Below are 21855 nucleotides of genomic sequence, written 5' to 3' on the forward strand. Positions count from 1 at the left end.
TGCGGTTGATTCTCATGGTTGCTTCTCCTTTATTACAGAGCGGCTTTGAGTACGTCGATGATGTCCTGCTCGCTCATGAGCGGAACACCGGGCAGGTTGCCGTTTCCGTCGTTGATGATGCGCAGGGTTTCTTTGGCGTAGGTTTCGATGAGTTTGTCGTCGATGCCCAGTTCAGAAAACCGTGTCGGGCAGCCGATTGATTTCAGGAATGTTTCGAAGCGGTCGATGCCGGCCAGCGCGCAGTCCAGATCATCCGGACCGTTGGATTTCAGTCCGAAGATCCGTTCAGAAAACTGTACGAATTTGGCGGTATTTGTTTTTGCGGCAAAGCGCATCCATGCCGGATTGATGATTGCCAGTCCGGCGGCATGCGTGATGTCGTGATATGCCGACACGGTGTGCTCCATCATGTGCACGGGATATCCCGTGCTTCCGCCTCCGGCCTGCACCCATCCGTTGAGCGCCAGCGTGGCCGCCCACTGCACCTGTTCGCGGGCTTCGAGATCGGAACCGTCGGCAATGGCTTTCGGGCCGTACTCCATCGCGGTCAGAATCACACCTTCGGCAAAGCGGTCCTGAATCGGCGTGGTGTCCGTGCTGTTCAGATAGCCTTCGGTTACGTGTGTGATCAGGTCGCAGACGCCGTATGATGTCTGGTTTTTCGGAACGCTCAGGGTCAGTTCCGGATCCAGCAGGGCGGCTTTGGGATACAGACAGTCGGCCTTGACGAACGATTTTTCCTGCGTGTCCTCGTTGGAAATCACTGCGCCGTTGTTCGCCTCGGAACCGGTGGCCGCGAGGGTCGGGATGGTGATGAGCGGCAGCGCTTCGGTCGGAACGTGTACGTTTTCCTGACCGTGGAAAATCATGTCCCACGGATCGCCGTCGTATAAAACGGATGCCGCAATCACTTTGGATGCATCCATGGTGCTTCCGCCGCCCAGCGCGACGACGACATCGCAGTCATTTTCGCGGGCAATGGTTGCGCCGCGTTTTACGGATGTGATTTTCGGGTTGGGCTCAACGCCGGCGCATTCGAAAACGGAGAGTCCGGCGGCCTCAAGGCTTTTAACAGCCCGGTCGAATGTTCCGCTGCGTTTAACGCTGCCGCCGCCGGTAACCAGCAGGGCGCGCTTGCCGTATTTTGCTGTCACTTCGCCCAGTCGGGAAATGCTGCCTGCACCGAAAGTAAGCTGAGTGGGATTGTAATAGTCGAACCTCATAATGTGTCCTTTCTTTTTCTTCAGGCATTGTCCGGTTGCATGATCGCCTGCTTTGATTGACGCCGTTTACTTTACTGAACCGACCTGGAAAAGTGGTAGAACGATCCTGTCAAAAAATTGCCTAAAACTATTGGCAGTAAAATTTGTGAATATTTGTTGGGTGGTGTATTTTATGTCCAAAACAAGCTTCAGACGGTTTGGTTATGAGAAATATGGTTAAAAAATCAGGGGCTGATCTTGAACCGGCTCTGGGTGAACTTGTTGCGGCGATTGCCCGATCAACCGAGCGGGGCGAGAAAAACGAGACTGCGGTTCCCGGCCTTTCTCTGTTTCGGAGCGAAACGAAGACCGAGCCGCTCAGTGGCATGTATGAGCCCAGTATTTGTGTGGTGGCGCAGGGGGCCAAGCGCGTTGTGCTCGGCAAAGAGACCTACATTTATGACGCCTATCACTTTCTGCTTTCCTCGGTTCACCTGCCGACCACTTTTCAGGTGATCGAGGCAAATCCCGAAAAACCTTATCTGGGCCTGCGGCTGGACCTCGACCTGCGCGAAGTGGCACAGATGCTGGTCGACAGCAGCCTTCCGGCTCCGCGCACGCAGCAGTCCGGCCGCGGCATGGCTGTCGGCAAAATGACGCTTCCGCTGACGGATGCGTTCCAGCGGCTGGTTCGCCTGCTGGAGAATAAAGAGGATATTCCGATTCTCGCGCCGAACATTCAGCGCGAAATTATCTATCGTCTGCTCACCGGCGACCAGGGCGCCCGTCTTCGTCAGATGGCGTCTGCGGGAAGCCAAAGCCATCAGATTTCCCGGGCCGTCGAATGGCTGCAGCAAAGCTACATGGAACCGTTGCGGATTGATGATCTGGCACAACGCGCCGGAATGAGCACCTCAACCTTCCATCATCACTTCCGTGAAACGACGGCGCTCAGTCCGCTTCAATACCAGAAACAGCTGCGGTTGCGCGAAGCCCGTCGACTGATGCTTATGGAGCAGATGGACGCCGCCAATGCCGGGTTTCAGGTTGGCTACGAAAGTCCCTCCCAGTTCAGTCGGGAATACAGCCGCCTGTTCGGCGCTCCGCCTGCACGCGATATTAAAAAACTGCAGGAGTCGGCGACCTTTGCGTGACGCTCTGGTTTCCCGTGGATTGGGAATAATCCCAAAAATTGCCTGAATTTTTTCCAGACATTGGAAACCGGATGCAGTAGGTTTCCCAGCCTTTGGAAAACGAGCGGATTCGCTTCCCCTGAGCGGTCCATTCATGAATTTGATTTTGAAAGGGTTTGGTTGTGAGAGACTTTATTGACGGATTGGGTTTGAGTGCACATCAGTATGACACCGCATCACTGATGCAGTCGTTTTTTTCTGAGATGGACAAAGGTCTGGCCAACGAAGAGAGCTCGTTGGCAATGCTCCATGCCTATCTGAGCGTCAGCAAGGAAATTGCAAAAAACCGGAAAGTCATTGTTGTCGATGCCGGCGGAACGAATTTGCGCGTCGGAACCGCGATGTTTGACGATGCCGGCTCGCTTCAGATTGAGAATTTTGAAAAAAGCGGAATGATCGGCCTCTCGGGGCGGGTATCGAAGTCGGAGTTTTTTGAGACACTTGCTGACCGGATTATGCCGGTGGTTAACGAGTCCGACAGCATTGGGTTCTGCTTTTCGTATGCCTGCGAAATTCAGCCGAATCGTGACGGGCTGCTGCTGCACTGGACCAAGGGTGTTGATGCACCGGAAGTGGTCGGCTGCATGATCGGCGAAGAGCTTAACCGCGTGTTTGAAGCGCGCGGCATCGCGCGTAAAAAGATTGTACTGCTCAACGATACCGTCGCCACGCTGCTGGCAGGTGTGTCCGAAGGGGCGGCGCGCGGCGCGAAAGGCTATGTCGGCTTCATTCTCGGAACCGGAACCAACACCGCAACGCTTGAAAAAGGCGAGGTGATTAATGTCGAGTCCGGCGGGTTTGATAAGCTGCCGGTTGCCGATATCGACCGTGAAGTGGATGAGGCCTCCAGCAATTGCGGCCAGCAGATTCTTGAAAAAATGATTTCCGGGACCTACCTCGGCCCGCTCACGCTCGCTGCCCTCAAAAAAGTTCCGCTTTCTGAAAGCGGCCGGCAGGCTCTCGAAGAGATGCACGATCTGCATCTGATTCAGATTGATAATTTCGCCGCGCAAAACGGGCGCGACATCGGGCCGCTGGCCGATGAGCGTTTTTCGGAGGAAGACGAAGAGATGATCCGCAAGCTGTTCGCGGCCGTTGTGACGCGCGCGGCGCATTTAAGTGCTGTGAACCTGGCGGCCGCCGCCATTCGCAACGGCACGTCGCCCGTCTGCATCAATCTCGACGGCTCCACCTATTTTAAAACCTTCGGCCTGCGCCCTCAGGTTGAAGTCGAACTGAAAAAACTTCTCAGCGAGGCGGAAGTCGACTATTTCTGTGTGCATGTCGACGACGCCCCGATTGTCGGTGCGGCCATCGCCGCGCTCAGCTGCTGATTTTGTAATTTGAAAGGAACGCTCATGCTCGATATTAAATTCATTCGCGAAAATCCGGACGCCGTAAAACAGGCGCTTGTCAACCGCAAGGCCGAAGCCGATGTGGACGGACTGCTTGAACTCGATCAGTTGCGCCGCGCCGCCATTACCGAAGCCGAAGAGCTCAAAACGGAACGCAATGCGGCATCGAAAGCCATCGGCGGCCTGATGAAAGACGGGAAGAAGGACGAAGCCGAAGCCGCCAAGGAAGAGGTTCGTAAAATCGGCGACCGCATTTCCGTCCTCGATGAGCAGGTGCGTGAGCTGGATGAAAAAATCGCGAACATTGTTTTGTTCATTCCCAATATGCCCTCGGAAACAACTCCGGTCGGCGCGTCTGAAGAGGACAATCCGGTTCTGCGCAGTTTCGGCGAGATCAAAGAATTCGATTTTGAAGTCAAGCCGCACTGGGACATCTGCGAAGAACTCAAACTGGTCGATTTTGAGCGCGGTTCAAAAATCACCGGTTCCGGCTTCCCCGTCTACACCGGGCAGGGCGCCAGACTGCAGCGCGCGCTCATTCAGTTTATGCTCGACCTGCACACCACGGAACACGGATATACCGAAGTGGAACCTCCGTTTGTCTGCAATGCCGCCTCCATGACCGGCACCGGACAGCTGCCGAAGTTTGCGGAAGACATGTACTACATCAGCACCGACGAACTCTATCCGGTTCCGACTGCCGAAGTGCCGGTCACCAATCTCTATCGCGAAGAGATCATCGACGTGGAAGAGCCGGTTAAACTGACTGCCTACACTCCGTGCTTCCGCCGCGAAGCCGGCGCTGCCGGTTCCACCAACCGCGGACTGCTTCGCCTGCACCAGTTCGACAAAGTCGAAATGGTCAACTTCGTAAAACCGGAACAGTCGGCCGCCCAGCACGAAATCCTCGTCGGCGAAGCGGAAAAAGTTCTCCAGAAACTCGGACTGCACTACCGCGTCATCGAACTCTGCACCGCCGATCTCGGCTTCTCCGCCGCCAAATGCTACGATATCGAGCTCTGGGCCCCCGGCGTCGAACGCTGGCTCGAAGTTTCGTCCGTCAGTAACTTCAGCGACTACCAGGCCCGCCGCGCGCGCATCCGCTGCCGCTACGAAAACGGCAAACCGCAGTTCGTTCACACCCTGAACGGATCCGGTGTTGCTCTTCCGCGCCTCGTCGTCGCCATCATCGAAAACAACCAGAACGCCGACGGAACCGTCACCGTCCCCGAAGCCCTCCGCCCCTACATGGGCGGCCTCGAAAAATTAGGGTAAAGTTTGTAGGGCTGGAACGGTTGAAAACCTTCCAGCCGTTTCCCGTCATGGGCGGCGGGAAGGCCGTTGGCCATTCCCGCCCTACAGCACAAGGCGCAGAGTCAAAAAGAAAAGCCCCGGTTCCAACGTTTGGACTCGAGGCTTTTATATTGAACGATCTGAGTCACAGTTTTTCCATTTCGCGCGCGGGATGATAAATATTTGAGCATTCATTGGTTCGGTAGCTCTTGTTTCCATTCATTGGTGCGGAGTTTACGTTGGATTTCTCGGCTGATCCATTCCTCAAGTTGCCCAGTTTCCATCTCGATATTGCTACTAGAGAAGCCGCACTTATCACAATGAAATTGTGTTGAATATCCATATCCTGAAGAGCAGGGACGCAACTGCATATCGCAGTGTGGGCAGAATGTTGAAATACGGTAAGGTTGGAAATCAGAATCCATTCGCCACCGCCAGACAAGACCGTGAAAATGGTCGGTTGTGTAACTGAGCGGTGAGGCTTTGGCTACATCAGTTGCCAAAGACTGTAAAGCCTGTCTTATGGCTCGCGAGAGCAGAAGAATGATGATGGCGAGCACTGCATAGACAAGCCACCATGGAACGGAAGCTGTCGACCCTAGATGGGCTTTGAATGCGAGAATGATTTGCCATAACCATTTGAAAACCACGATAGCCATATTGCGCATAGGTTTTACTATAGCAATGATAAGGGTTGCGATGAGTGTAGCAACGACACTATTCCGGATACTATGATCTGTCTTTTTCATTTGCTCTGCCAACTTAATGGACGAAATTCGCATTTTCGAAATATTAGTGTAGTCGGAATTGCGGTTCTTGGAAATGAAAAATACCTTGAGTTGTGCTTTTTAAGTTTTGGTGGTGCCGGTTGGCAGTTCTGGATTGTAGAGGCGGCTTCCAGCCGCTGGCCAGAGGCAGGATGCCTCTTCTACTAAAGACTCAGTGCCTCAGAGGGCTCTGTGGTGAATTTTTCCAAAGGCGATTTGGACGACCAGCGAATCATGAAATCTACGAATCAGGATTCCGGAAATCTGTTCATTCGTAAATTTTATCCATTTGCTGGTGAAATTTTTGATTGCGACTGTGCCTCACTAACCCCGAACGCTGTCCCCTGCGGGGTTCAGCGTTGCTACATCGAATGCGGGTAATCTACTACTTTTGATTCGTGCGAATTCGTGTCCATTCGTGGTTAAATAAACCAGTGAATCTGATCGAAAAAGTTAAAGCGGCAATTGAACGGGAGAATCTGATTCCCGAAGGGACTCGCGTAATTGTCGGCGTGTCCGGCGGGGCGGATTCCGTCGCGCTGCTGCACATCCTTCATCGGCTCGGATTCAACATCATTGCCGCGCATCTCAATCACGGCATTCGCGGGTCGGAGGCCGATGCTGACGAGCAGTTCGTTAAAGACCTCTGCGCAAAGCTTAATGTCGAATGCATTACGCAGAAAATCGATGTTCCCGCGCTCGCCCAGGAAAAAGGCATCTCGCTCGAAATGGCCGCCCGCGAAGCACGGCATGAGTTTTTCAGGTCACAGGTCGAAGGTCAAAAGTCGAAGGGCGTGGTGGCTTTGGCACATCACGCTGATGATCAGCTCGAAACTTTCTTTCTGCGCGCTGCGCGTGGAACCGGCCTGACCGGTTTGGGTGGCATGAGAAGTTTCCAATGTTTGGAAAACACAGATGCCGCGTCCACGTCGTGTCATGTTGTAGGACAAGCTTCTCTGTATTCAGAGAGCTTGTGTTTGTCGGATAAACAGCCGCAGAACATACGCTCCCTTCAGGAAGCGCGTCCTACAATTCAATTAATGCTGATTCGTCCAATGCTTGGAATTCGTAAGAATGAGATTTTCCAATGGTTAGAGACAAATAAGGGTGCAGGCTCAGCCTGCTTTCAATGGTTGGAAAACGAGGAGTTCGAATGGCGGGAAGACGCGAGCAACAGCGACGAAACGATTCCGCGCAATCTGGTGCGGCATCAGATTCTTCCGACCCTTGGAAAAATCAATGCGCGCGCCGCGGAAAATATTCTGCGCACGATGGAGATCCTGCGCGATGAAGAGGATCATCCGGAAACTGCCGCTGTGCGCCGCGCCGCGCGCGATCGACTCATCGAATTCGGTGTGAACCCGACCTTTGATGCCGTTGAGCAGTTCATTGAGTTTTCTCAGAAGACCGACGGGACCTCGTTTCTTGATCTCGAAGGGGTTCGTTTGATTAACGAATATGGGACACTGCGTGTCAGTACAGAGGATTTTTCAACCCTTGGAAAAATCAGAATGGAAGAGGGCGTTGGAATTCTGCGTGGCAAATGGGAGGCGTCGGTTTCGCTTGAACAAATTGCCGGCCGCGAAGTGACCGTGCGCACGCCGCGTCCCGGCGACCGGATGAATCCGTACGGCATGGACGGTTCCAAAAAGCTTCAGGATATTTTTACTGATCTGAAAATCCCGCTCGCGCAGCGCGCCAATTGGCCCGTCGTTGAGTGCGGCGGTGAGATCATCTGGCTGCCCGGCTATCGCATTGCCCGCGGCTGGGAACTCGTTTCTGACGATGAACCCGCACTGTATTTGTTTTTTGGTAACGCCGGAGGCAATTCGAATGTAGTATCGCTTACCCGATAGGGAAGCGATGTTCTGGCCGGAACGCTTCCCTCCCGTTGGTCGGGTAAACGTTGCTACATAAGTTTCCTCCAGAAAAACTGCGCGCCTATGCAATAGACCAGTTGGTGAGGGAGAGGTTGGGGTTAACGTCGTCCGGTGAGTTGAAAGGAAGGCCTGCCTGCAGCTTAATGGCGGCGGCTCCGGCGATCATGGCGGCGTTATCGGTGCAGAGTCTGGGTGACGACAGTTTAAGCGGAATGCCGGTTTTTTCAGAGAGTGCGGCGAGCTTTTCGCGCAGCGGGCGGTTGAGCGATACACCGCCGGCGCACGCGAAGGAGGCGCAATTATATTTTTTGAGTGCGCGTTCCATGCGCTTGGTCAGCGCATCGGCAACCGCTTCCTGATAGCTGGCGGTGACATCGCGTTTTTCATCCTCGTCTTCCAGAGCAGAGGGATGTTTTTGAAGATGATAGAGCAGGGCGGTTTTGAGTCCGCTGAAACTGAAGCAGAGCTTGCGGTCGAAGGAGAAGGGCCAGTCGCCGCCGGCGTTGTCGAGCCCGCGCGGGAAGCGCACGGCGTTCGGGTTGCCGCCTTCGGCGAATTTCTGGACGGCGGGGCCGCCGGGATAGCCGAGTCCGAGCAGGGTGGAGCCCTTGTCGAGCGCTTCGCCGGCTGCGTCGTCGATGGTCTGGCCGATGACTTCGTAATGTCCCGGTTCTTTGATGTAGACGAGGCGGGTGTCGCCGCCGGAAACCATGAGGGTGAGCATGGGGAAGCATCCATCGAGCACCGGCGGTTCGTCGCCGAGGAAGACAGAGTAGATGTGGCCTTCGTGGTGGTTCATCCCCATCAGCGGCAGATCGAGGCTTTGGCTGAGTGCCCGCGCGGCGGAGTAGCCGATCAGCAGGGAGCTGGCGAGTCCGGGGCCATAAGTGACCGCGATGCCATCGAGGTCATCGAAGGTGCAGCCGGCTTCTGTAAGCGCCTGTTCGATGATGCCCGGCATTTTTTTGACGTGATCGCGCGAGGCGATCTCCGGCACAACGCCGCCGTAGGGCGCGTGCTTGGCAATCTGCGAATAAATGGCGTTGGCCTTCACCGCGCCGTCTATCACAACGGCAGCGGCGGTTTCGTCACATGAGCTTTCGATGCCTAGAATAATCATTGTTTGTGGTTCCGTTGCTCGCAAGGTGTTATTACGCCTAAGCCGTTTCTCTTTGTGTCCTGGCGACGAGAGCGAGAAACGAGCGGGCGAGCGATAATATATTGTTCGGTTATTTCGTCCATTCCTGCGAGATGATCATTCCTTTGAGCGCGCCGATGGCGGCGTCGAGCTGTACGTCCCGGATTTCGGGTTCTTCCGGCAGGAATTCATCTTCTTCGTTTTTCCGTTCTTTTTGTGTGCGCAGCAGGAACAGGTCTTCCGGAGACATTTTAACGATGTAGTCCGGCTCAATGCCGTGTTCGTGGATTACCCGTTCGCTGGGGGTGTAATATTTGGCGGTGGTCAGCTTTATGGCGGAGCCGTCTTCGAGAGGCAGGATGCTTTGGACCGATCCTTTGCCGAATGTTTTTTCGCCGACGAGCATTGCGCGTTTGTGATCCTGCAAGGCTCCCGACACGATTTCCGCGGCGCTGGCGCTTCCGCCGTTCACGAGAATAACCATCGGAAAGTCTTTGGCGGTGTAGTGAGTGAGTCCGGAGGATTCATACCGCTGTCCGTCCTGAGAGCTATTGCGGCCTTTGGTGAATACAATCAGCTCGCCGCGCGGCAGAAACAGTTCGGTGACTTCTGCGGCGGCGCTGAGCAGTCCGCCGGGATTGCCGCGCAGGTCCAGTACGAGGCCGGTCATGCCTTCGGAGCTCAGCTTTTCGAGCTGTTCTTTGAGATGCAGGCCGGTTGGTTCGTTGAATTGAGTGATGCGGATGTAGCCGATCCAGTCTTCGATCATTGCAGCGTCTTTCACGCTGGCGACGTCAATTTCTTCGCGCACGATCGTGATTTCGTCTGTTTTATGGTTCGAGGGGCGCAGGGTTTTGATTTTAACTTCAGTGCCCGGTTCGCCGCGCATCAGCTTGACAGACTCGGAAAGGGAGAGCTCGCGGGTTTCTTTGCCGTTGATTTCAATGATGATATCGCCGGAAAGAATGCCGGCTCGAAAGCCGGGGGTATCCTCCATTGGAGAAACAACGGTCAGCAGTCCGTCTTTCATGCTGATCACAATGCCGATGCCGCCGAAGCTTCCGGAGGTATCGTCCTTTAGGTCCGTATAGCTTTCTTCGTCGAGGAAAACGCTGTAGGGGTCCAGTTCCTGAAGCATGCCGGAGAGCGCGTGGTGGATGAGTGTGTCATAGCCCGCCTCCTCCGTGTCCACATAGCTGCGGTGCACTTCCTCGAGAACTTTTGTGAAAAGGGCGATGGCTTCGTAGGCATTGGTCAGTGGTTCAGCGGCCTGCAGTCCAAGGCTGCTGATCAATACGGCAAAGAAAATCTTCAACTTCATGCTGTTTCTCCTGCAAAAGATGCTCAAACAGCCTATCGGAAAAGTTGCAATGTTTGGAAGCCGGAAGTTCCGGTGACCGATAGTTTTCCAAAGTGCGGAGGTTTTGATCGAACTTACAGGAAGTTCATCTGTTTGGGTATATCCAGGTTGAACAGGATGTCTCAGAGAATATATTCAGCCCAGATGTTCTGGAGTTTGCGGATTTCCACTTCCGGCTCAGGACTCTGCATAATCGCGCGCACAGCGCAGTAGTTAACTGCGCCCGCCTGAAGAATCTCTGCCAGATTGGTTCCGTCAATTCCGCCGAGCACGACGTGTGGAAGCGGTGTTGATTTGGCGATGGCGCCGGCACGTTCTACGCCGAGATCGGGGTCGGCGATGGCTTTGGTCGGCGTCGGGAAGATGGGGCCGATGCCGATATAGTCCGGTTTCTGATCAATTGCGGTTTCGGCCTGCTTTTCGCTGTGCGTCGAAAGGCCGAAAATCTTTCCGGGCACGTTCCAGATTTTACGGGCCTCGGCCAGCGACATGTCGCCCTGGCCGAGATGCACGCCGTCGGCGTCGACCTCTTTGGCGATCGTGACGTCATCATTGACGATGAACAGGCTGTCTGTGCCGCGCGTCACTTCGCGGACTTTCCAGGCTTCGGAAACAATCTCATCGCGCGTCGCGTTCTTCATCCGCAGCTGAATAAACGGCACACCGCAGCGTACACCGGCCCGCGCGCATTCTTCGTATCCGACGACCGGATTGGTCATCACCATGTAGAGTCCATAAGAAATTTTCATGTTGGAGAGCATACAGATTTTATTGGCCGTGAAAAGCGCCCGAAAGCGAAGCGATAGATAATTTTCGAATGCAAATAATGAACATAGTGAATGGTTCAAATGCGCAAAAGTGGACGAGGTAGGCTGGAAGCCTGCGATACGTACCGCAGGCTTCCAGCCTGCTTCGGAAATATGGCACCGCTTGACTCGCTTGCGAAGAATAGTCAATAATGCAGAACTTTTTTTCGTATTTGGAGGAAACATGAAACAGATTAAAATAATCGGGCTTGCGGTTCTTCTGCTGGCGAGCAGTGCACTGGCAGAAAATCTGATTCTGGATGAAGAATTCGGCCTAGCTGAAAAGGTCGAGATCCAATCCTATAACGGTAAGAAGAAAACCGTGAAAGTGAAAATCGGCACCGAATATATTTCCCGATCCCTTGATTCGTTTCCTAAGACCGCCCGGAAGGAAATCATGGCATGGGTGGCTGATGAGAATTTTTTATCTTCATCTACGCTACGTATTGAGGTCGATGAAGATGTATGGCATCAGGAATTTAAGCCGGATTCTCGCGGAATGGGTACTCATACTTATGGGGAAGTCCAACGGATTTCTTATATCGTGCGTTTGGAGAATAGAGGATTCGTAGCAATTGATAACGTCCAAGTTGAATGTCAGGTTTTTTACGAGGCAACGGAAGGTGATCGGGAAGAAAAGCGAAAAATCGTGTTGGGTGGAGCTCTGGATGTTTTGCCTGAGAAGGATAAGGTGTTCAGAAGCAAGAGGGTCAAATTACGTGATTTGAAAATTGTAAATCCTGATTACAGGACGGAAGACACTATCTATTATGGGGAAAAAACTGTTTACCTTCAGGATGAATTGAGGGGGGTGCTGTTTGTTATTCGTCGCACAGATCGAAATGGGGCGGAGGTGTCGAGAGAGCTTGAAAAAGGCAATCCTCCAGATGCTCTAGAGACGTCCAGTTTTATACTCTTTCAGGAGCCGGAGGATCTAAAGGCTGTTGCTGAAAAGGTAAAGCAGAAAGAACTCAAGGCAGCTTCGGGAATGGTGATGGTTCCCGGTGGAAAGTTGTTAAGGGAGAGAAATGAGATCACCTTGGACTCATTTTGGATTGGCAGTCATGAAGTAACCCAAAGTGAAATTGTTAAGGTTTACAATAACGGGTTGGAGGCTCGGGAAATAGACGGGGAGGGCGGCATGCGGGGAGACTTTTGGGTTTCTTTGTCTCATGGCGGGGATGGTCTGATTCGGAGGACTTCAGAGTCTGCCCCCTTATGGAACGGAGTGTTTTATGCAGAAAATAGAGATAAAATTGAAAAGTCGCTCGGTGCAAAGTACCTCCCTGTGATTAAAAGCACGTGGTATGGCGCGGTTTATTACTGTAACGCGAAGTCAAAGGAAGAAGGATTGACGCCGTGCTATACAAAAGATGGTAAAGAGTGGGTTTGCGATTTTTCAGCGAATGGATATCGCTTGCCCACAGAGGCTGAATGGGAATATGCGGCTAGGGGAGGAGCCTCCGGCCATTTTAAGGATTATTCAGGGAGTGATAATCTGGATGAAGTCGGGTGGTATGAGGGAAATTGTGAGGAAGGTGTGGAGCCTCAGAGGGCTCATCACGCAGAGCCAAACCACACTCATAATGTTGGTGACAAACGTCCAAATGAGCTGGGTTTATATGATATGAGTGGAAATGCTCCAGAATGGTGTAATGACTGGTACGGAGATTATCCCCGTAGGCCGCAGCCCAATCCTGTAGGGTGTGAGATGCCAAGGAAGAGAAAAGAGCAGTTGCGCGTTATCCGAGGTGGAGGTTGGAATAGTTCGGAGGAAGAATGCCGTGTGTCCACTCGTTCAAAAGGTCATCCAGAAGAAGATACTGCCGGTTTCCGTGTTGTACGGGCAGTTTTTTCCGATGAGTAATCTAGAGTTGAATGAGTGCGTAGTCGGCTGTGGCGGTGGCGCATTCGGTTTTGCCGGAATGCAGGGTGATGCTTAGGCGGGCGCGGCTGCGTTGTCTGGTCTGAAGGTCGTTTTGAATGCGCTCGAGTTCCGGTTTTCTGAGTTCGACGGATGCGCGCAGGTCCTGTTTGGCGGGGCGGGCGTATTTGATTTCGCTCGCAACGACCATGATGTCCGGCTCGAGTTCGCACTTTCGGAGCTGTACGGTTAAAAGGCTCCATCCCGCAAGTGTCAGCAACGAAGCGATGCTGCCGGCAAAGGCGGTTCCTTTGTCGTTGCAGTTGCGCTCAAACGGAGCGCTGAGCTCAATCCCGTTTTTCCAATGTTTGGAAACGGTGATGCCCATCGCCCGCGCGGGCGGGATTTTTGCAAACAGACTGTTTATTTCGGGATGCATGCTTAACGATACGTTGAATCCCAGTTTTTGAAGACCGGTTCCAGGTCTTTGGAACGGAGCATGTCGCAGAATTCGTGCAGGCCGCGGGCATCGCTGACGTCGAACTGGCCTTCTTCGGAGCCTGCGTCGCCGTAGCCGCCGACAGTGGTTTTGCTGGCGATGCTCATTTTGGAAATGCCGAGCCCGGCCATGCCGTCGCGGAAGGCGGCGCCTTCGCGGGTGGAGAGCACGAGCGGGACATCCGGCAGGCAGATGCGGAACGCGAAGATGATCTGCGCGAGCATTTTCTCATCGACCGGGTAGGGGGCATCAAATCCGCCGACTTCGTTGCGGATGCGCGGGAAGGAGATGGTGAGGCCTGCCTGCCAGTAGGTTTTCTGCAGGTGGCGGGCGTGGCGGTAGAGCGCGAGCATGTCGTACTGCGGGTCGGAGAGGCCGAGCAGCGCGCCGAGCCCGGCGAAGCGCAGTCCGCCGGACAGCGCGCGCGCCGGAGCTTCGAGGCGGTTGAGCATGTCTTTTTTTGGGCCCCAGCGGTGCATGAGGTCGTAGGTTTCAGGATGATAGGTTTCCTGATACATCGTGACGCTGGTTGCGCCGGCCTCCGCCAGAATCCGGTATTCCTCTTCGGCCATCGGGAAGACCTCGATGGCGACGTTATGGAATTTCTGAGCTGCAATCCGGACGCAGTCGCGCAGGTAATCCACGTCGGCCTTGGGGCAACGTTCGCCGGTCAGCAGCAACACTTCCTCAAACCCCATCGCTTTGATGGCGTCGAGCTCCTTGGCAACAGAGGTGTAATCCAGCGCGTGGCGCTCGGTTTGCCGGTCGGAAGCAAAGCCGCAGTAGGCGCATCCTCCGGAACACCAGCTCGACAGGTAGAGCGGAACGTAGAGCTGAACAGTGCGGCCGAAGTGGCGGCGGGTCAGCGCCTGGGCGCGTGCGGCCATCGGTTCGAGAAATTCAGCCGCAGCCGGCGAGAGCAGGGCGGCGAGGGTTTCTTCGTTCGGGCTTTCGGTTCCGAGCGCATGGCGGACATCGGCGGCAGTGTGAGATTGTTCGAGCCATGGCGTGGGATCGAGCCAGTCTGGCAGGGTGGCGGTGGTGGGGTAGGGGGTGTCGATGACAGTATTCATTGTTTAACCGAGGAAGGAGGTGAGAGGGCTGGTGGCGATGGCAATATCGGATTTCGGCATGAGGCCGGCGTTGCGGGCCGTGCGGCCGGTTTCGACGCCCATGGCGAATGCTTTTGCCATTCCGGCGGGATCTTTGGCCGCGGCAATGGCGGAATTGACGAGGCAGGCATCGCAGCCCATTTCCATGGCGCGTGCGGCTTCGGATGGTGCGCGGAGACCGGCATCGACAATCACGGGAATGTTGCTGTCGCGGATGATCAGTTTGATCATGTCCGCGGTGGAGAGGCCTCCGCCGGAGCCGATCGCTGCGCCAAGCGGCATGACGGCCGCGCAGCCGGCGTCTTCGAGTCTTTTGGCGAGGACGGGATCGGCCGGAATGTAGGGCAGAACGATGAAGCCGTCGGCGGCCAGCTCCTTGGCGGCTGCGTAGGTCTCGATCGGGTCGGGCATCAAATGGTGCGGATTGGGATGGATCTCCACCTTTACGAACGGGCTTCCGCTCAGTTCGCGACCGAGCTGCGCGGCACGCACGGCTTCCTTGGCGTTCATGGCACCTGAGGTGTTGGGCATCAGTTTGACGTTTTTAAGCTGAGCAAGCGGCGCGCACAGGTCATCATCCGGCTTGTCCTGGTTAAAGCGGCGCAGGGCTACGGTCACCAGTTCGGTGCCGGACGCTTCAATGGCGCGGATCATGGTTTCGGTGTCCGAAAATTTTCCGGTTCCGAGAATCAGGTGAGAGTTGAATTCAATATTTCCGAGTTTGAGCATTATCCGCCTCCTACAAATGTGAGTACTTCAACGGCGTCGCCGTTGTTGAGTTTGAACGTTTTCCAATCCCTGGAAAAAATGATGTTACTGTTGACGGTGACGGCCGAGTGTTCTGGCGTCGCGCCCAGTTCGCCCAGCAGGGCGATTACCGATCCGTTACCGGTGTGTTCGTGGCTTTTGCCGTTAATTGTCAGATTCATAAAAATCTCCATTTCTATGAATGGAATGCTGGAATGTTGGATTGCCGGATGAATGGGAAGTTTTGCTTCTCCAGTCCAGGAATCCAAATATTCAATATTCCATTCTACCGCGTTCCTCCTGGAACGCAAAAAACTCCCGGCGCATCGCGACGGGAGTTGTATCGACATGTCACTCCCTTTCGCCGGTACTAGCCGGATCAGGTTCTGCGGGTATTATCTCAGCGCGTTTACCATGTGGTAACCGGCACCCCGGGAACGGAGAAAGAGCATGCCAGCAGGGGCCGAAAATGAATAGGTAAAAAAAATAAATATTTTTTGTTGCGCCGTGAGCCGAGTCTGCTATCTTGCTCCCTCGCTTTTGACGGAGGCCCCTTCGTTCAGCGGTTAGGACTCCAGGTTTTCATCCTGGCAACACGGGTTCGATTCCCGTAGGGGTCACCAACTTTTTTGACAGCCACTTCGAGTGATCGGAGTGGTTTTTTTGTGCTTTTCTGTTTTCCAGTGTTTGGAAAACCCAACCGGTTCCGTTTAGAATACATGCATGAATATTTTTGAGAAAATTGTGAATCGCGAGATTCCGGCGACCATTGTTTATGAAGATCAGGATACGCTGGCATTTATGGATATCGGCCCGATTATTAAAGGCCATGTGCTGGTGATTCCAAAAACCTGCTATGATCCGATCACGGAAACGCCCGATGAGGTTCTGTGTAAGCTGATCCGGGTGGCAAAGCAGGTCGCTTCGGCGCAGATGAACGTTTTGGGGGCCGATGGTGTCAATATTATCCAGAACAACGGAAAGACTGCCGGGCAGGAAGTGCCGCATCTTCATTTCCATGTGATTCCGCGCTTCGAAAACGATGGCCACCACTGGAACTGGAATGCCAAATGCTACGATAATCCGGAAGAAATGGAGCAATTGGCGGAAAAAATTCGAAAAGGGCTCTCTGAATGAACCAAACGGATCCATCTGAAATTCTGAAGGATATCCTGAATCGCGATTTGCGATATGCGGAGGAAGCGTACGCATTTATCCGCGCGGGACTGGATTTTACGGTTCGGCGGCTCGATAAGCCGCGTCATGTGGACGGACGGGAGCTGCTGGACGGTATTCGTGAGTTTGCACTGAAAGAGTTCGGTCCAATGAGTAAAACCGTCTTGGCAGGATGGGGAATCACCTGTACTGAGGATGTCGGCGAGATTGTCTTCAATATGGTGGAAACCGGACTGCTTGGGAAAACGGATGAAGACAGCCGCGAGGATTTTGCCAACGGCTACGATTTTGAGGACGCCTTTCGTCGGCCGTTTCTGCCGGCGGAGCATCATTCGATGTCCTGATCAGCTGAGCGTGTTGAAAATCCGGTCTCCGGCATCACCGAGGCCCGGCAGGATATAAGCAGCGTTATTGAGCCCCCGATCGATTCCGCAGACAAAGATCGGCACGTCCGGATGCTTTTTCCGGACGCGGGCGATGCCTTCCGGTGCCGCAATAATGGACAGCATCCGGATATCGCTGGCACCCCATTTCTTGATCATATTGATGCTTTCGGAGGCGGAACCCCCGGTTGCCAGCATGGGGTCGAGTACGAACACAACATCCGGCGGACTGCTTGAAAATTTCTGGTAGTATTCCACCGGCTGAAGGGTTTCTTCGTCGCGATAAAATCCCAGATGCCAGACCTCGGCGGTTGGCAGCAGGTCGAGCAGGGCATCGGTCATTCCCAGTCCGGCCCGCAGGATCGGAACCAGGCCGATGCGGCTGGAAAGCACTTTCCCGTCCATCGGTTCAAGCGGGGTTTCGATCTGTTTGGTTTTCAGCGGCAGATCCCGGCAGACCTGTTCCGCCAGCAGTATCGCCAGCCGCCGGACCTGCGCGCGGAAGATATGCGGCGAAGTCCGACTGTCGCGCAGGTGAGTCAGGTGATGCTGAACCAGCGGATGATTGAGCTCAGTGACTGTTCCCATGGCGGCTCCTTATTTGGCGTATTCGATGGCTCGGGTTTCCCGGATAACGGTGACTTTGACCTGTCCTGGATACCTCACCTCGTTCTGGACGGTATTTGCAATTTCCCGGGCCAGGACCAGCGCACGGTTGTCGTCGACCTGTTTGCCTTCAACAATGACGCGCAATTCGCGACCGGCCTGAATGGCATAGCTCTTGTCGACGCCTTTGAAGGATTTTGCAATTTTCTCCATTTTGTCGAGGCGTTCGAGGTAGAGGTCGGTCGAGTCAAGGCGGGCCCCGGGGCGTGCTGCTGTAATGGCATCCGCAGCCGCGGCGAGCACAGCATACACGCTGTTCTTTTCAACATCATCGTGATGCGCCGCAACGGCATTGTAGACGATGGGTTCTTCGCCGTATTTCCGAAGCAGGTTGGCGCCGATAACTGCGTGAGAACCTTCCACTTCATGGTCAACAGCTTTCCCGAGGTCGTGGAATACTCCGACCCGTTTGGCGGTTGAAACATCCAGATCAAGGTCCGCGGCCATCATGGCCATCAGTGAGGCCATTTCAACAGAATGTTCGAGTACATTCTGTTTGTAGCTTGTGCGGTATTTCAGGCGGCCGAGAATCTTGACCAGTTCCGGATCTACGCCGGAAATTCCCAGGTTATACAAAGCGTCTTCGCCGGCCTGTCGAATCAGCTCATTGATTTCAGAACGGACTTTTTCAAGCGTCTGTTCAATGCTGGCCGGATGGATCCGGCCGTCTTCCAGCAGCCGTTCAAGGGCCACGCGGGCCACTTCGCGACGAACCGGATCGTAGCTTGAAAGCAGAACCACGCCGGGGGTTTCGTCAATAATCAGGTTGACGCCCGACTCGGTTTCAAAAGAGCGGATGTTTCGTCCTTCTTTGCCGATGATGCGACCTTTCATATCGTCGGATGGCAGTTGCACCTGCGTTGTCGTGATATTGGATACATGTTCGCCGGCGTAGCGTTCAATCGCCGAGCAGACGATTTCTCGGGCCTGAGCGCGGGCCTGTTCATGAGCGGTTTTCTGCTGGTGACGGATCAATCCGCTGATTTCCCCTTCCAGCTCGGTCTCCATCTGCTCCATAATGATTTTTCGGGCGTCATCCTTTGAAAAATCGGCGATTTCCTGAATCCGCTGATTTTCTTGCGCAATCCGTTCGTCGAGCACTTTCTTCTGCTCAATGATCGTTTCCTGCTGTTCTTCCGCTTTGTCCAGCTTCTCGCTCAGCGTACGGTCTTTGGTTTCCAGCAGTTCGAGTTTGCGGGAAATATCCTTTTCCCGGGCAACCACGCGATCTTCGAGCTCAATAATGCTCTGCCGCTTTTTGTCGAGGCTGTGTTCGGCCTTTTCCCGTGCAGCCAGCACTTCTTCGCGGGCCTTCACTTCGGCTTCGTGCTCAATAGCTTTTGCCTTCTTTTCAGCCTCATCGAGAATGATTTTTCCTCGCTGGCTGGCTGCCATGGCATTGGTACGGGTGATGAAGGCGTGAAAAAAGAAGCCGAGCACCATAAAGCCGATGCTGAGAAGAAGGCTCTGAATTTCACTCCACCAGATTTGCATGCTGTCCATTTGAATTCCTTCGTTTCAAAGTTTTTATTTTCGTGTCTTTAACATAGCTCCGACAAAGGCTCATGTCTAACCGTTCATCGCAAATTTAAGAATTTCCGAGTCTGTAACCAGAAAGTCCATTCGGCAGTCGTGCGGCTCGGCCGGGATTTTTTTCAATATTTGGAAAGAAAAGCAGACCGCAACGCGAATGGCGCGGTACTGTGGCAACAGCCGGTCGTAGAATCCGCCGCCGCGGCCCAGCCGGTTTCCGCTGCAGTCAAAGGCGATGCCGGGGACCAGAATCAGGTCGATCTCATCCGGTCCGGCCCAGACTGGATGTTCCGGCTCCGGAATGCCGAACTTTCCCTTTTTGAGCTCCGGCATGTATTGGGCCATCCGGTACGTTGCGATCGTCTCATCGAACGCCGGAATAAAAAACTGATGGTCCGGGTCTTGAAAAAGGGGTGTGACGTCGACTTCGTCCGGCAGTGGCATATAGGTTCCGATTGTTTTTGTCTGCTGGAAAATCTCCAGAGACTGGACATTTTTAAGCGCCGCGCCGCTCGGTTTTTCCAATGTTTGGAAACTTTTTTTGCGCGCGGCGATTTGCGCGCGGATTTGGTCCTTTGTCATGTTCGCTTTTTCCTCAATGACTTCCAGAAGGCCAGCCGTTTGCCGATCGTTTCTTCGTATCCCTGATCGGTTGGCGTGTAGTAGACCTTGTCAGTCGGAACATATTCCTGATCGACAAAGTGCCCTTTGCCGTTGTGGGCATACTGATATCCGGAGTGTCCCAGCTCTTTGGCCCCTTTGTAGTGCCCGTCGCGCAGATGCTTTGGAACGGGCAGGGTGCGTCCGTTTTCAACGTCAGCGAGCGCGGTGTCTATCGCCAGATAGCTCGCGTTGCTTTTTGGAGCGCAGGCCAGATAGGTCGTTGCCTGCGCCAGAATAATGCGTCCCTCCGGCATGCCGACAAATTCGACCGCCTGCATGGCCGAGGTTGCCAGCGTCAGTCCGCGCGGGTCGGCATTGCCGATGTCTTCCGAAGCCAGAATCACCAGTCGGCGGGCAATAAAACGCGGGTCTTCGCCGGCATAAATCATTTTGGCCAGCCAGTAGACTGCCGCGTCCGGATCGGAGCCGCGCACGCTTTTGATGAAGGCTGAAATCGTGTCGTAGTGCTCGTCCTCGTCATGGTCGTACGAAACGGCCTTTTTCTGTACCGATTCTTCGATCTCATGTTTGGTGAGCCGGACGATTCCGTCCTCGTCGGGCGGCGTGGTCAACGCCGCGATCTCCAGCGCGTTGAGCGAACGGCGCGCATCGCCTTCGCAGACATTTGCCAGGTGGTCGAGCGCTTCTTCGTCGACGGTGACCAGTTCATTCAGCCCTGCCGGATGTTCCAGTGCCCGTCTCAGCACCTCTTTGATCGACTCCTGACTCAGCGGGTTGAGCTGGAAAATCTGCGAGCGTGAGTTGAGCGGCGTGTTGATGAAAAAGAACGGGTTGTGCGTCGTTGCGCCGATCAGAATGATGTCGCCGTTTTCGACGTAGGGAAGCAGCACGTCCTGCTGGGATTTGTTGAAGCGGTGGATTTCGTCGATGAACAGGATCGTGTCCTGTTTGTGGATTTTTTTCCACGTTTCGGCCGCCTGCAGGATTTTGCGCAGAATCGCTACATTGGCCAGTACGCCGCTGGTGCGCTCAAAGCGGCGGTCGGTTGCCAGTGCGATAACTTCCGCCAGCGAGGTTTTGCCGCAGCCGGGCGGGCCGTAAAGAATGATGCTCGAAATGCGGTCGGCTTCGATCGCGCGGCGCAGCAGTTTGCCGCGGCCGAGAATATGGTCCTGTCCGATAATGTCATCCAGCGATCGCGGACGCATTCGCGCCGCCAGTGGAGCAGTGCCGGCGCCTGGCTTTGGTTTGTTTGAATTGTCGCTTTCTTTAAACAAGTTCATTTTATAAAAAGTATTATGCTGTACGTGTTTGTGTGTGTTCGATGTGAAATGGTTGCGAAATATGAAAAAGATAATTTATCTGCTGGGTGTTGTTTTACAATGGGGTGCGCTCGGTTTTTCTGATGATACTGTATCCTTAAATGTTACTTCGGGTCATGCAGAAATCTCTATTCCGTCCATAAAGGATTGGCAGTACACCATTGAGTGTTCGGAAGATCTGAGAAACTGGACTCCCGTGGAGAAAGAAATTTTTGGAGCGGGGGCCGAGATTGTTTGTACAAATAGGGTGGAAAGGCTGTCTTGTCAGTTCTATCGCGCCATGCGCTCATCAGAATTCACGGTTTCGTTTGAAAATACGATTTTTCAGATCGGAAACCAGTGGTTATACGACGTGTATGAAAATTGCCGACGGCAATGTCAGCAGTTATCAGGAACTGGAGCGGGTAGACCGAATTTCGTCCAAAAACGGCTATAGCGTGGCGGAGCTGGCTCTTTACAGCAATTCAACGCATTGGGTTGAAACGGAGTATCTTCTTCATGAAGCGGACGGGGTTTTTGGTGTTGGGTATAAAAATGAGGTTGAAGGGGAGGTGTTTTATAGCGAACCTGATCCATCACCGATTAACAGTTTCACTCCAGGGGTTCAAAGTGCTCCGCAAACTCTGCCGGCCCCTGAGTCAGGGTTCAGCACGTTGTCTGTGGTATCAACGGCTTATATTGATTATTCTGCAGTGACTGTCCCTGCGGGATCGTTTCCTGTTACGGTTCGTTTCGATGAAACCGCGACAGGCTCATATTTAGGGTATTCTTTTACGATCGAAAGCAAAGCGTGGTATGCCAAGGATGTTGGAGAGATAAAACACACAAGTACAGTAACGTTTGATGATCCCCAGATTGGACAGCTGGGGTATGGGTCCCGGACACTGCGGTCCTATTCCATTCCATAAAAAAAGCCATTCCGAAATTTCGGAATG

The 21855-nt window shown here is 53.9% G+C and carries 22 protein-coding genes, 1 tRNA gene and 1 riboswitch; of the genes, 10 read left to right on the forward strand and 13 right to left on the reverse strand.

Annotation, left to right across the window (positions count from 1 at the left end; translation table 11 throughout):
• Positions 1 to 32: 32 nt before the first annotated feature.
• Complete coding sequence (locus GT409_RS08485; RefSeq protein ID WP_160628671.1) at positions 33 to 1223, reverse strand: iron-containing alcohol dehydrogenase; 1191 nt, start codon at positions 1221 to 1223, stop codon at positions 33 to 35.
• A 212-nt stretch (positions 1224 to 1435) separates the two neighbouring features.
• On the opposite strand from GT409_RS08485, the gene GT409_RS08490 reads away from it, so the two are divergent.
• The 3 genes from GT409_RS08490 to serS all read left to right on the forward strand — a co-directional run bounded on the left by GT409_RS08490 (position 1436) and on the right by serS (position 5025).
• A complete protein-coding gene (locus GT409_RS08490) occupies positions 1436 to 2356 on the forward strand; it encodes an AraC family transcriptional regulator (RefSeq protein ID WP_233231505.1) in 921 nt (306 codons plus the stop codon).
• 161 nt (positions 2357 to 2517) lie between these two features.
• Positions 2518 to 3729 carry a hexokinase family protein gene (locus tag GT409_RS08495; RefSeq protein ID WP_160628673.1) on the forward strand — a complete coding sequence of 404 codons (1212 nt, stop codon included), beginning with the start codon at positions 2518 to 2520 and terminating at the stop codon, positions 3727 to 3729.
• Positions 3730 to 3753: 24 nt separating this feature from the next.
• Positions 3754 to 5025, forward strand: a complete 1272-nt coding sequence (gene serS, locus GT409_RS08500) for a serine--tRNA ligase (RefSeq protein ID WP_160628674.1) — start codon at positions 3754 to 3756, stop codon at positions 5023 to 5025.
• A gap of 209 nt (positions 5026 to 5234) precedes the next feature.
• On the opposite strand, the gene GT409_RS08505 is transcribed toward serS, so the two are convergent.
• Positions 5235 to 5792 (reverse strand): hypothetical protein, encoded by a 558-nt coding sequence (locus GT409_RS08505; protein WP_160628675.1) that lies wholly within the window; start codon positions 5790 to 5792, stop codon positions 5235 to 5237.
• A gap of 452 nt (positions 5793 to 6244) precedes the next feature.
• On the opposite strand from GT409_RS08505, the gene tilS reads away from it, so the two are divergent.
• Positions 6245 to 7666: a tRNA lysidine(34) synthetase TilS gene (gene tilS / locus GT409_RS08510; RefSeq protein WP_160628676.1), complete on the forward strand. Its 1422-nt coding sequence runs from the start codon at positions 6245 to 6247 to the stop codon at positions 7664 to 7666.
• 85 nt (positions 7667 to 7751) lie between these two features.
• Here the strand turns inward: tilS and tsaD are convergent, their stop codons facing one another.
• The 3 genes from tsaD to thiE all read right to left on the reverse strand — a co-directional run bounded on the left by tsaD (position 7752) and on the right by thiE (position 10937).
• Positions 7752 to 8810 (reverse strand): tRNA (adenosine(37)-N6)-threonylcarbamoyltransferase complex transferase subunit TsaD, encoded by a 1059-nt coding sequence (gene tsaD, locus GT409_RS08515; protein WP_160628677.1) that lies wholly within the window; start codon positions 8808 to 8810, stop codon positions 7752 to 7754.
• Positions 8811 to 8919: 109 nt separating this feature from the next.
• A complete protein-coding gene (locus tag GT409_RS08520) occupies positions 8920 to 10149 on the reverse strand; it encodes a S41 family peptidase (protein ID WP_160628678.1) in 1230 nt (409 codons plus the stop codon).
• Between the two features lie 161 nt (positions 10150 to 10310).
• On the reverse strand, positions 10311 to 10937 hold the full coding sequence (gene thiE, locus GT409_RS08525) for a thiamine phosphate synthase (protein ID WP_160628679.1): 627 nt from the start codon (positions 10935 to 10937) through the stop codon (positions 10311 to 10313).
• Positions 10938 to 11178: 241 nt separating this feature from the next.
• Here thiE and GT409_RS08530 point away from each other — a divergent pair, with 241 nt between their 5' ends.
• Entirely contained in the window at positions 11179 to 12861 is a 1683-nt protein-coding gene (locus GT409_RS08530; RefSeq protein WP_160628680.1) for a formylglycine-generating enzyme family protein, read from the forward strand.
• Position 12862: 1 nt separating this feature from the next.
• On the opposite strand, the gene GT409_RS08535 is transcribed toward GT409_RS08530, so the two are convergent.
• From GT409_RS08535 to thiS, 4 genes are read right to left on the reverse strand one after another with little or no spacing between them, the layout of a single operon-like run.
• Entirely contained in the window at positions 12863 to 13297 is a 435-nt protein-coding gene (locus tag GT409_RS08535) for a YiiD C-terminal domain-containing protein (protein WP_160628681.1), read from the reverse strand.
• Positions 13298 to 13299: 2 nt separating this feature from the next.
• Positions 13300 to 14418 (reverse strand): 2-iminoacetate synthase ThiH, encoded by a 1119-nt coding sequence (gene thiH / locus GT409_RS08540; RefSeq protein WP_408647961.1) that lies wholly within the window; start codon positions 14416 to 14418, stop codon positions 13300 to 13302.
• A gap of 15 nt (positions 14419 to 14433) precedes the next feature.
• Positions 14434 to 15198, reverse strand: a complete 765-nt coding sequence (locus GT409_RS08545) for a thiazole synthase (RefSeq protein ID WP_160628683.1) — start codon at positions 15196 to 15198, stop codon at positions 14434 to 14436.
• Positions 15198 to 15398: a sulfur carrier protein ThiS gene (thiS, locus tag GT409_RS08550; protein ID WP_160628684.1), complete on the reverse strand. Its 201-nt coding sequence runs from the start codon at positions 15396 to 15398 to the stop codon at positions 15198 to 15200. Before thiS ends, GT409_RS08545 begins: the two co-directional genes overlap by 1 nt.
• Before the next feature lie 156 nt (positions 15399 to 15554).
• A riboswitch (TPP riboswitch) is annotated at positions 15555 to 15660 on the reverse strand.
• 104 nt (positions 15661 to 15764) lie between these two features.
• On the opposite strand from thiS, the gene GT409_RS08555 reads away from it, so the two are divergent.
• From GT409_RS08555 to GT409_RS08565, 3 genes are all read left to right on the forward strand, one after another.
• Positions 15765 to 15839: transfer RNA gene (locus GT409_RS08555), tRNA-Glu, on the forward strand.
• 100 nt (positions 15840 to 15939) lie between these two features.
• Positions 15940 to 16353 carry an HIT family protein gene (locus GT409_RS08560; RefSeq protein ID WP_160628685.1) on the forward strand — a complete coding sequence of 138 codons (414 nt, stop codon included), beginning with the start codon at positions 15940 to 15942 and terminating at the stop codon, positions 16351 to 16353.
• Positions 16350 to 16736, forward strand: a complete 387-nt coding sequence (locus GT409_RS08565) for a Minf_1886 family protein (protein ID WP_160628686.1) — start codon at positions 16350 to 16352, stop codon at positions 16734 to 16736. Before GT409_RS08560 ends, GT409_RS08565 begins: the two co-directional genes overlap by 4 nt.
• On the opposite strand, the gene upp is transcribed toward GT409_RS08565, so the two are convergent.
• From upp to GT409_RS08585, 4 genes are all read right to left on the reverse strand, one after another.
• Entirely contained in the window at positions 16737 to 17363 is a 627-nt protein-coding gene (upp, locus tag GT409_RS08570) for a uracil phosphoribosyltransferase (RefSeq protein ID WP_160628687.1), read from the reverse strand.
• A gap of 9 nt (positions 17364 to 17372) precedes the next feature.
• Positions 17373 to 18944, reverse strand: coding sequence for a ribonuclease Y (gene rny, locus GT409_RS08575; protein ID WP_160628688.1), 1572 nt, complete (start codon positions 18942 to 18944; stop codon positions 17373 to 17375).
• Positions 18945 to 19010: 66 nt separating this feature from the next.
• Positions 19011 to 19556 (reverse strand): 5-formyltetrahydrofolate cyclo-ligase, encoded by a 546-nt coding sequence (locus tag GT409_RS08580; protein ID WP_160628689.1) that lies wholly within the window; start codon positions 19554 to 19556, stop codon positions 19011 to 19013.
• Complete coding sequence (locus GT409_RS08585; RefSeq protein ID WP_160628690.1) at positions 19553 to 20881, reverse strand: replication-associated recombination protein A; 1329 nt, start codon at positions 20879 to 20881, stop codon at positions 19553 to 19555. Before GT409_RS08585 ends, GT409_RS08580 begins: the two co-directional genes overlap by 4 nt.
• Positions 20882 to 20942: 61 nt before the next feature.
• Between GT409_RS08585 and GT409_RS08590 the strand changes: the two genes are divergently transcribed.
• Both GT409_RS08590 and GT409_RS08595 read left to right on the forward strand, forming a co-directional pair.
• Complete coding sequence (locus GT409_RS08590) at positions 20943 to 21356, forward strand: hypothetical protein (protein ID WP_160628691.1); 414 nt, start codon at positions 20943 to 20945, stop codon at positions 21354 to 21356.
• Positions 21277 to 21828 carry a hypothetical protein gene (locus GT409_RS08595; RefSeq protein ID WP_160628692.1) on the forward strand — a complete coding sequence of 184 codons (552 nt, stop codon included), beginning with the start codon at positions 21277 to 21279 and terminating at the stop codon, positions 21826 to 21828. Before GT409_RS08590 ends, GT409_RS08595 begins: the two co-directional genes overlap by 80 nt.
• The last annotated feature ends 27 nt before the right edge of the window (positions 21829 to 21855 follow it).

This window comes from Tichowtungia aerotolerans (assembly GCF_009905215.1).
GTDB lineage: Bacteria > Verrucomicrobiota > Kiritimatiellia > Kiritimatiellales > Tichowtungiaceae > Tichowtungia > Tichowtungia aerotolerans.